Annotated in this window: 8 protein-coding genes; 3 read left to right on the top strand and 5 right to left on the bottom strand. The window is 42.6% G+C overall.

The annotated features are described in order from the left end of the window. Positions 1–402: 402 nt before the first annotated feature. The 3 genes from lamB to CAG60_RS08555 all read left to right on the top strand — a co-directional run bounded on the left by lamB (position 403) and on the right by CAG60_RS08555 (position 3,956). A complete protein-coding gene (gene lamB / locus CAG60_RS08565; RefSeq protein ID WP_004396809.1) occupies positions 403–1,593 on the top strand; it encodes a maltoporin LamB in 1,191 nt (396 codons plus the stop codon). A gap of 109 nt (positions 1,594–1,702) precedes the next feature. Then, positions 1,703–2,530, top strand: coding sequence for a MalM family protein (locus CAG60_RS08560; protein ID WP_161438736.1), 828 nt, complete (start codon positions 1,703–1,705; stop codon positions 2,528–2,530). 271 nt (positions 2,531–2,801) lie between these two features. Next, a complete protein-coding gene (locus CAG60_RS08555; protein WP_161425825.1) occupies positions 2,802–3,956 on the top strand; it encodes a tetratricopeptide repeat protein in 1,155 nt (384 codons plus the stop codon). Between the two features lie 132 nt (positions 3,957–4,088). Here CAG60_RS08555 and sstT read toward each other — a convergent pair whose 3' ends face one another. The 5 genes from sstT to CAG60_RS08530 form a co-directional block, all read right to left on the bottom strand. Continuing rightward, entirely contained in the window at positions 4,089–5,303 is a 1,215-nt protein-coding gene (sstT, locus tag CAG60_RS08550) for a serine/threonine transporter SstT (RefSeq protein WP_161425826.1), read from the bottom strand. A gap of 372 nt (positions 5,304–5,675) precedes the next feature. Then, entirely contained in the window at positions 5,676–6,599 is a 924-nt protein-coding gene (locus CAG60_RS08545; RefSeq protein ID WP_161429832.1) for a DUF368 domain-containing protein, read from the bottom strand. 390 nt (positions 6,600–6,989) lie between these two features. Beyond that, positions 6,990–7,643, bottom strand: a complete 654-nt coding sequence (locus CAG60_RS08540) for a flagellar brake protein (RefSeq protein ID WP_237667766.1) — start codon at positions 7,641–7,643, stop codon at positions 6,990–6,992. A gap of 283 nt (positions 7,644–7,926) precedes the next feature. Further along, on the bottom strand, positions 7,927–9,507 hold the full coding sequence (locus CAG60_RS08535; RefSeq protein WP_161438734.1) for a GGDEF domain-containing protein: 1,581 nt from the start codon (positions 9,505–9,507) through the stop codon (positions 7,927–7,929). Next, entirely contained in the window at positions 9,488–10,975 is a 1,488-nt protein-coding gene (locus CAG60_RS08530; protein WP_161426021.1) for a hypothetical protein, read from the bottom strand. Before CAG60_RS08530 ends, CAG60_RS08535 begins: the two co-directional genes overlap by 20 nt. Positions 10,976–11,238 lie beyond the last annotated feature (263 nt).

Here is an 11,238-nt window from a genome sequence, read left to right as displayed (position 1 = left end):
AGTAAAAGGCTTTGTCAGCATAAGGTCAAGCGCCTAGTCACAAATATTATTATGTAATTTTATTTCACTCTTGCGGTTAACTTATTGTGAAATAGTGATCGCTCATACATTTTGTATGAATTAATGGTGTTGGTTGGTACCTATCTCCCCCCTAATTCCGTGATCAACCTATTAAAAACACCATTCGGTAAAATCTCTCCTCCTTTCTCATCCCCCCTAAATATAGTTAGGGTGGAGGACGTCACCCTTGTGTACTTTTAGTAACCTGCTCAGCAGCTGAAACAACGGGGGATTCATCCCGTCTCACCTCTACTTTTCGTTATTCATTTCTGCCTTTATGAGTCGCGTCATGGTTGAGGATAAAAATAGAGTGATAAAAGAAAACCCTAAATGGAGTTAACAATGAAAAAAGTAAGTGTAATTGCTGCCGCAGTGGCTGCTTCTTTAGCAGCAGGTTCTGCTTTTGCTGTCGATTTTAATGGTTACATGCGTGCTGGTACAGCCATCAGCAATCATGGTACTGGTGATCAAGCGTTTGAAAAAAGTGGCGTAGGTCGTCTAGGTAATGAAGATGACAACTACTACGAGTTTGGTTTTGCTAAAGAGTTAAAAACTGGTGAGCAAACTTGGAAAGTTGAATCAATGATTGCAAGCTCGGACGAAGGTAAGAGTGGTTGGGAAAGCAAAGAAATTAACGTTGCTCAGTTTAACGTGCAAGCAAAAGGTTTGTTTGCCTCAGATCCTGACGCGGTTCTTTGGGCAGGTAAACGCTACTATCAACGTAAAGATATCCACATTACGGATTTCTACTTCCTAAACACGTCAGGTACTGGTGGTGGTATTGAAAATGTTTCGATTGGCGATCAAAAGCTCTCTGTTGCATTGATTCAAGATGGTGCTCATGAAAACTCAACCGGCTATATTTTTGATGCTCGTCTAGCGAATATTGGTGTATGGGATAATGCTTCTTTAGAACTTGCTGTTGCTTATAACTTTGCTACTGATAAAGATAATGTCAGTGAGCAAGCAGATGATGGTGTACTACTCAGTGCGATTTTACATCAAGGCTTAAGCAATGGATTTAACCAAACTATTCTACAATACGGCACTAATGGTTATGGAAAACAAGTGGCAGATTTTGGCTCGGGTGCGTGGTATGACCGTGGTACGTCAGCGAATAATGACGCAAGCGCGTTTCGTTTGATTAACTGGGGTGTAATGAGCCTTGGCGAACAGTGGGAAATGGGCCACCAATTGGCTTATATGAACGGCTCAGATATCAGCGCTGCGAAGTTAAGTACAGACCAATACTCGGCAGTAGTACGTCCGATGTATAAGTGGAATGATACGATGCGTACCGTCTTTGAAGCCGGTTATCACGGCGGTAAGAAAGCTGCAGGTACAGAAACCGAAGACTTTGGTCATGCTAAGTTGACTGTTGCTCAAGCTTGGGCAATGGGTGATAGTTTCTGGTCTCGTCCGGAGTTACGCGTTTATGGTAGCTACCTACACGATACGAAAAATGATGATCGTTTCGGTACAGGTAATGATTCAGAGTTTGTTGTTGGTGTGCAAGTAGAAGCTTGGTGGTAAAATGCTAACAGTTTCACATTATTAAGTCCATAGATAAATAGCTGACTTAGGTCAGCTATTTTTTTAAAGGTTTATGCGAATCTTTAAAAAAATAAAATAGGGGATCCTTATGTATTTTCGAGCATTATTATTAGGAGGCTGCATTGCTTTAGCGGGGTGTCAGTCTAACCCGCTTATCGAACAGACTTCTGCAGATTCAGCAAGACAACAATTTGAAATGGTTGCTCAATTACAAGCTACCAAAGTGAGGCTACCTAGCACAACGAAGGTCTCTATCACGCCTAGTACACAATATTTAAAGAATGATCTTATTTCTAGCCCTGTCGCGATGTTTGAAATCCCAGCAGATCGAGGTCAACTTTCTTTGACTGTAACGAGTGAAATTAAAGATTCTGTTTTTTATCCACACGTTATGGTTACAGACAAGCAAGGTCAAGTTATTGAGTCATTTGATAGCGCGAGTTTTGAGTATCGTAAACCTCGGCTTAATAAAGGAAATCGCTTGGTTTCTGAACTGGATTTTTTTCCACCTCAAGGATATAGCACACTCTATTTAATCGTTTATACAAAATCATCTGATCTTCAGGCAAGTACATATGTTGCACATCCTGGCCGCATTGACGCAGAGGCTCGCGGTAACTATATGCCTGAACTTAAAGATATTCCAATACCTCATCATTTAACGGGGACCATTGAGCTTGATGTTGCTGGTCCAAGTTGGTTGTCATTCAATCGTTCTCCATCTAAAACGTCAGTATCAATCGAAGCAGCAACAGTTCAGCCAGATACTAAAAATTATTATCACACCGCTATCCAACAAGCGGTTGCTGCAAATGATATTCCTAAAGCACTTGGTCTGCTGGATGAAGCTAAAGCCTTAGGGATTGAGAGTGCACAAGCGGTATTTGTGAAAGCCGTTAATAGCAGAACTCACTAATGAGCGTTTTAGAACATTTGGGGTAGCGCTAGGGTTGATTTTTAAGCCATGAACATGCCGCATTTTCTAATGCGGCATGTTCTTATTTAATCATCGAATGTGTTACTCTGCCTTGACTTAATGGTTAAAACCAACGCATAGCTTTCTTCGTTTACTGAACGTTGTCGTCAGGAAGAATCATCAGTTTGATGATCATTAAGGCACTTTTATACACCAGCATCACTATTTTTCACGCTATGATTAGTCACAAACGGATTAAGAACTTTATTACATGAACACCATTGGAATTGCTATTGGCGCTACCGGTCTCTCACTCATCCTGATTTTTATCTGGATGATTTCGTTATCGATTCGTAAAAAACGCCTAGAAGCAGAGAAGAAAGCGCGTGAAGAAGCGTATCGTAAAACGTTAGAGCGAATGCGTGAGCAGGAGAAAAAGGATCGGCTTTTTAAAGCAGAGTCTGGTCATGTACCGACGATGCTGTTCCTTGCTAAAGAAGCGGAACGAAATAACCTTAAAGAAGCGTTATTTTGGTATGAACGTGCAGCGAATTTCGACAATATTAACGGTATGTACGGCGTAGTACGTGTCTGTGGGAAAATGCGTGAAGATGTTCTGATTAAAGAGAAAACTAAGTTTTGGCAGCAATTTATTCGAGCGGTTGAAGGTGATTTGGCAGCAAAACTCGCCACTGGAGAGGCGTTGATTTATGGCCGAGGGACGGAAATTAACGTCGTTAAAGGCGTTGAGCTCATTCAAGAAGCGGCAGAAAGCCAACACATTGACGCCATGCTGTTTATGGGAGAATGGTGTGTTTCAAAAGACAATCTATCACCATCACCACAAGATTCGTTTTATTGGTATTCAAGAGCGGCAGAGCTCAATAGCTTAGAAGCAATGATCAAGCTGGGTCTCAATTATCTTGAGGGTATTGGTGTGGTGCGTGATCATGCTAAAGGTTGTTATTGGTTAGAGCGGGCGGCAGAGAAAGGTCATCCAGAAGCGATGTATCTCGCGGGTAAGGCGTGGATAGAGCACGGAGAAAATGGCAATGAAGTCGCTTATATATGGCTATTTTTGTCGGCGGCTTTCGGTCATAAGCCAGCGATTTCTTTACGGGATCAGGTGGGTACTAAGATTGGTGTCGACTCGGTTGTTGAGTTGCAATTTCTGGCGAAGCCACTACAAAGAAAAATAGCCACTTATACCGTCAACAATCATGGCATTATTCGTGCACTCAATAAGTTTTATAAGCGTTCGGTTCCCATTCCGAAGAAAGGGGAAGACGTTGGCCCAGAGGAGCGAGTAGAAGTTCCTCAAGATGAGGATAGCCCTCAAGTGAATGAGCTAACCGCCGATGTTGAAACCGATCCAGCACGATTGGACTTCTCACTCAGTCCGATTGATAAACCTAAAACTCCTTAATCTTATCAAGCAATACAAAGTGGTCGTTGGCTGACTGAGCCATGCTATTGATTACCTCAGTTGGATAACTTGCCAACAAAAACGCCCCTTAATAAAGGGGCGTTTTGTATTGTGCACAGACGCTTTATCAGATTAAGCTTGGTTCTGTTTCGCCTGACAAACGGCAGCAGTAAACACCACATCGGTTGAGCTGTTAAGTGCTGTTTCAGCAGAATCTTGAATCACTCCGATAATAAAGCCAACCGCGACGACTTGCATTGCCACATCATTCGAAATACCAAATAAACTACAAGCAAGTGGTATCAAAAGTAGCGAACCGCCCGCCACTCCAGAGGCACCACAGGCTGAAATTGCCGCGACAACACTCAATAATAATGCGGTGAAAATATCTATTTCAATGCCCATGGTATGAACGGCTGCTAGCGTTAATACGGTAATCGTAATCGCTGCACCGCCCATATTAATCGTCGCGCCAAGGGGAATAGAGACGGAATAAGTATCTTCATCAAGCTTTAATTTCTCACACAGTGCCATATTCACAGGAATATTTGCTGCGCTTGAACGGGTGAAAAAGGCAGTCACTCCACTTTCACGTAAACACTGGAAGACTAATGGGTAAGGGTTGCTTTTGGTTTTTGCATAAACGATAGCTGGGTTGACAATTAACGCAATAAAGAGCATCGCGCCTAGCAAGACAACCAGCAGTTGAGCATAGCCGATTAGCGCATCAAATCCGGTTGAGGCAAAGGTGGATGCAACAAGACCAAAAATACCAAATGGAGCTAAGCGGATAATAAAGCGAACAATTTGTGATACACCATGGCTAAGATCTTCAAATACGGATTTAGTGGTTGCAGAAGCATGATGCAGTGCTAAGCCAAGGCCAACCGCCCAAGCAAGAATACCAATATAGTTGGCTGACATTAGCGCGTTGACTGGGTTATCGACTAACTTGTATAAAAGTGTTTGGATGACTTCGCTAATACCCTGAGGTGGTGTCGCGCCTTCAGCTCCGGCAACCAGTGTCAATGTGGTTGGGAACATAAAGCTTAACAAAACCGCCGTTAATGCGGCTGCAAAAGTACCGAAAAGGTAAAGCACCACGATAGGGCGCATATAAGTGTGTTTGTTTTTCTTTTGGTTAGCAATTGAAGCGGCGACCAAGATAAACACTAAAATCGGTGCAACGGCTTTGAGTGCACCGACAAATAGATTACCAATCAGGCTCGCACTTTCTGCTCTTTCTGGTGAAATAATAGCCAGTGCGATGCCTAGCACGATCCCAGCTAAAATTTGTAATACCAGATTTCCACGAGCAAAACGGGCAAGGAGAGAGTTGCTTTGCATAATTATCCCTGTGTTCAAATGTAATTATTAGAGTGTTGAACCTTGAAATCGAACCAATGGGCAGATCTGATCAGTGTTCAACGACCGATTCGATGCGTTGAGCAGCCAATGTGGTTGGTCATCATCCGTTTCAAGGCATTGTTAGCTTCAGCGATCTTGTTTAGTCAAGATCCATCCGTGCTATTTACTTCAGTGATGATTGACTGAAGGTAGCCAATAATAATCACCCGATATCTGGTGTCTAGGTTTAATTACTCACAATCATGAAAAATATCAATGTAAAATGAAAGTAATTGCATTGCCTTTATGTTGTTAGATTATCTCGGTTCTGTTGTTGAAGTGTGAATTCAATGGTGAGCACATAAACTCGCCTCAATGGTTCTGTTCACGCTGAGCAATTTTTTCTAGTCCAAGGACGATGATCACCGCACTTAGCATGCATAGTATGGCAATGCCTAATTGTGCTGGTTGAGTGGTGAGTTGCTCGTAATCCCAAGGCAATAGGTTGTGCTGTAATACCGGAACTTCTTGGCCACTGGAGTTGGTTCGCCACGTTAACGTTTCTTTCCACGGCCAAATTTTAGGTAGTGTTCCCATCATCAGACCCGTTAAAAAAGTCAGAGTGACATCTCGATAACGTTTGAGTAGCCATGATAAAAGATGGGAAAAGCTGGTAATGCCTAGGATACAGCCAAACATAAATAAGCTCAGCATATCAATTTGTAACGTCTTGACAGCATTGAGGATCGGAGTATACATGCCGAGTAATAGAAGAATAAAGCTGCCTGAAATGCCAGGTAAAATCATTGCACAAATCGCAATGCTGCCTGCTAGCACGATATTGAATGTTGTCACATCGAGTTGAATAGGATTAATCATGGTGATGGTATAAGCGAAGACACCACCGACGATAAAAGCGAGAAAACGTGAAGCCTGCCGTTTTTCTACTTGCTGCAGCATATGCCACACCGAGACCATGATTAATCCGAAGAAAAATGACCACGTGGGAATAGGTTGGTTAACTAATAGCCAAGAGATGAATTTCGCTAAGGTAAGTATACTGGTAAATATACCACTGAATAAAACCAATAAAAATCCGCCATTGATATGGCGAAAAGTGGAGAGAAACCCATGTTGTCGCCAATGTTGGATTAGGTGTGGGTTAATGCGCCGAATACTTTCTAATAAAGTATCATAAATTCCGGTAATAAAAGCGATAGTGCCGCCAGAGACACCTGGAACAACATCTGCTGCTCCCATAGCGATCCCTTTTAAAAATGTGCTGAGATAATTCATTATACTGACCTAAAGGTGGCTATTAAGCGGTGGAGAAGTATAGCGAAGTCCACTTCCCCCTCCTACCGTTGTTATTGCTAACCGCGATTCATCACTGAGCTTGAAGGCTTTAATCGCTGCCGTGTTTGAGTGTGATCTAAACCTTGTTTTTCTGAGTTTAATGATGCTTTTTTGCAATTAACTGAATGAAAATATTAGTAAATATAACGCCAGTCACTGATTGCAACTTTAAATATAATTAAACCTAGTGCATAATTTGTTGCGGCCCTTCTTAAGCCGAGGGCCGTTTTAATCAACTGACGTTGTTAGTGAACGACAATTTGTTCACCCAATACAAGCCAGTCGCCGTGTTGCGACTGGCTATTTTTTTGTCGTTAAGAAAATGATGTTTTATTGAGATGATTTCGTCAGCATCAGTTTAGTACCATTGAACTTTAACTGCCCGAGCAGCGTTTTCGCACTTTCTCTTCCTGACTCGTCAAATTTCAAGCCATACCGAACGTGATGAATCGAGCGCTGTAGATTGCAAATTCGTCCAGTTAGAGGCGAAAAAACTTGGCTATGCTGTCGCTCAGTCGAGATATCAATACTGACATGATCGCCAACTTGCCAATGGCGGCTTAATGGTGGTGTGATAAAACGGCAACCATTTTTCGATAGATCTCTCACCTCACATTCAGAACGTTGGTTTTCACAAATCACACGAGCCGCCAAATTAACCTCATAACGGGGTTCTTGACGCAATTGCGTCACCTGCATGGTATTGGGGATAGAAAGTACCAAAAGAGCCAAAGGATCTTGAATGGTATGCAGCAGTTGGCTACGGAAATGAATTTTTGCCCCTTCACCGCGCGATGAAATAGCGCGAATATGGATCCAAAAACCTTGCTGGAAGTAATAACTCAAGTCATCGGCTGAAATTTTAGGCGTTTCAATCAGTAAATAAGTGTCTGAATGAGTACCAATAAACGCGGTTTTGCAAAGAAATTTTGTTCCTACCGGTGTGGTAATACTTAAGGTTAACTCACTGCTATGCTCTACCATCGCTAAAGCATCAATACTGTTGACCGTGGTGACGGTATCGGCTGTTGATTGTGGTTTAGGGTGAGCCAGTTTTTCATGATTGATTAATGACGTTGTATGCATAAATGCTCCGCGTTCAGACTCTTGGGTGTAATCGTTGCTTTGTCGATTTTTTATGGGGTCTGAATTCGCTTTTTGTTAAATTTATAAAAGTGAACAGTGGCCGATCTTAGGTGGATTCGAGGCCTTTTCCAAGCAATTTAAGCAAAAATTAAGCGTTTTAGATCAAGTTTGTAGTTGATGACTATTCACTACAAACTTGATTGCGGCCATTGGCTTTCGCTCTGTAAAGCGCTTTATCAGCACGATAGAAGGTTCGCTGAGTATTTTCACCATCACGATGGAGGGTGATACCAATACTGACGGTGAGACCTCGTTCGCCTAATATGGTTTGCCAATCGTAATTGACGATGCGTTCTCGAAAGGTATCGGCATGCATGATGGCTTGATCTAATGAACAGCCTTCAAGGATGACTAAAAATTCTTCTCCACCAAAGCGCACACAGGAGGCGCCACGAAACTTAAAATAATCGGCAAGCGTTTCAGAAACATGAGTAATCGCTTTATCACCGACTAAATGGCTTAATTCATCATTAATCGATTTAAAGTGATCAATATCCACCACTAAAAAAGCAAAGGACGTCTCGTGGAGCAGTAAATCTTTCAGCTTTATTTCTAACCAACGGCGGTTATGTAATTGAGTCAATGGATCGGTGAACACGTCTTGTTGTAATTGAGCAACGGTGTTTTTTTGATGCTCAGTCGTTTCTTTTAGCTCACGATTTTCTTGTTCAGAGAGAATCAGTTTTAATTGTGGCTCAAAACGAGCTAAGCGGCGCAGCTGAGCCGCACCCAGTTCACCAATCGGAATACGTTTTACTAAATCAGACTCTAAGCGAAAGCCTTTTTTCTCATAATATAAAGCGCGTTGATAGTCGCCTTGGCGTTCACACACTTCACTGAATGCCGCATACAGACTCTGCTCTAAAATCGGTACGTTAAGTTTCTTAAGACGTTTTTCCGTGGTAGTGAGTAGCAACGCTGCCATGTGTGCTTTATCTAACTCTAATAAGCAATAAGCTTGTTCAATGCGTATCATGTTAGATAGCCACATCGAATGGACGTTACCACTGACGTATTGGACATGGGATAGTCGAGTGACTGCTTGATCCAGTTGACCGTGTTGACGACATAACTTCGCTTGATACAGCGCAATTTGCCCCATCAAGGTTTTATCACTGACCAAGATACTGAGCTCTTCGCACTCCTTGAGTAAATCATAAGCCGCCGAAAAACGTTGAAGATGCAGATAGCAGGCCAGCATATGTAATTTATAACGTAAGCGTAACGATCGGCTACTGAGAGCGTGGTCAAGCGCATCGATTTTTTGGTAATAACGCAGCGCACGGTTATGATCGCCGTAAGCATCACATAAGTTTCCCATCCCAAGTACTGATTGTGCAAAGTCATCAATATAGCCATGGGTGACGGCAAGGTGGGAGATAGTCACGTATTCGTTGAGTGCCGCATGGTAGTGGCTAAGCTCAATTAAGCGTTCGCTGAGACTCTGTTTAATACTTAAAATTAGCTCAATGTTTTTGCTGGCACTGAGCAGTTCCAGTGCTGCATTTAACTCCTCAGAGCTGGCTGTTAATTGGTTTAGTTCCGCGCGATACTCGGCACTTAACGTAAGACACAAGGCTTTTTCTTCAGGAGAATTGGCGATATGTTGATAAACATGATGCCAAAAGATGATCGCTTCTTCCCCATTCACGGCGGTGACGTCTAACCCTGCATCCTGAATTTTATTGAGCAGTGTTTCCATTGGCCTCTTCCTGTGCTTGAAGTTGTTCTAATTGTTCCAAAGTAAACGGAAAACTCAAGATATCATGCCAAGTTAATCGTGGTTTTGGTCCGGTTAAGCCTTTGCGTTGCCATGGATAAACATCCAATATTTGCTCAAGGGTATGATAAAACTGCTGGGCTTGAGGGCCGGTTTCCGCCAACAATAACGCTAATCGTGTTGGGCTTAAACGGGATAATAAATCCGGCGCGACACATAAGGTATGGATGATTTCCGTGCAGGTATCTAAATAGGAGGGATCGTCATGACGAATGATCAACACGCAATGTTTACTTTGCTTTAATTCCGCTTTGTAAAGCATCAGTTGCTCCCACCAGTAGTTTTCGGACACCACATTAGATAAATGTTTTTGTGGATCATATTCATACTGGGAGCGGATACGATGAGTGAGTTTTCGAGCCCGCTGTTCTAATTGCCGTTTTGAGAGGCGCGCCTTATCTAACCCTAAGTGCGCGGTATGTTCACGTTGCATGCTAAGAGAAAGCTGTCGATATTTTTGAAAGGCGGCCAATGCTTGCGGGTAATTGCCACTCTCTTCCGCGACTAACGATTGTTGATAGCAAATTTGCGAGAGCAGCTCTCTATCATCGAATTTTTCTGCAGATTGTTCGGCCAAAGCGAGTAACTGACCGGCTTTATCGATGTCTTTACGCAATAATTCTAATCGTGCGCGGCTAATATAAGCGTGAGCTTTCATCCATGGCAGGTTATGTCGCTCAGCTAAATCATGCGCGCGTTGTGTGGCTTGTTCGGCATCCGCTAAACGTTCTAAACCCAATAATGCGAGGCTACGAAAATCCCATATTTCTGCTTGCCAAGTTTGATCGGCATGAGTTTGCAAGGCTTCTTCTGCGCCATCGAGCACAGAAAGCATATCTAAGTAATGATTGAGCAGATAAAGGTCCCAAGCCCATAAAATCCGAGCTTTGCCTTCTAACCAAGCGATTCGACAATTATTGGCGACTTTGACGGCTAATTCATGGGTAGAACAAGCCAGTTGATAGTCATGAGTCATGCGCCAAATATTACCCAGTCCGATAAGGCTTTCGATTAGGATTTCGGTATCATCGACAAGGGAAGCTTGCTCAAGCGCATTAATCCAATACTGTTGTGCGGTGTAATATTTTGCTTGTCCCCAGAAGTGCAGAGCATGAACATGAAAAATTTCGGCAAGATAATCATCATTATCTTGGCTGTGTTGGTGGAGATAAGCTTGCTTAATGGTTTTCAAACCAAGGCGATAATCGCCATTGACCCAAGCGCAACGTGAGAGAATGATCTGTGATTGCAAGATACCCTGAGAATAATCCAACTGCTCGGCTCGAGATAAACATTGCTGAGCGATAGCGATGACCTGTTGAGGTTCAGAATCAATTCTCGATTTTAGTTGTTTAATTTCCTGTTCGAGGAGGCGCTGATGCTTATCCAAATGATCATCCTTATCAGTACCATGCTGATTGATTAACCTTAGGCTATCTTTCCTAATCAAGGATGATTGAACCTTTTTGTGCATGGTCTTTAGGCTTAAGCTTATCTCTATCGACAAGTAATGTACTGTGAATTACTCGATGACACTGTATTTATTGATCTTAGTTCACATTTCTTGATTCACCCCAAGGTGTGGTAAGAAAGTCACTTCCCTCTTAGTTTAGTGTGAATACGTGATGGGGTCGATAGACCCTGTGTTCAAGC

The organism is Vibrio sp. V33_P6A3T137, from assembly GCF_009904835.1.
In the GTDB taxonomy this organism is placed as follows: Bacteria; Pseudomonadota; Gammaproteobacteria; order Enterobacterales; family Vibrionaceae; genus Vibrio; species Vibrio metschnikovii.
The sequence above is the reverse complement of the archived record's forward strand: the minus strand, read 5'-3'. Positions and strand labels throughout refer to the sequence as shown.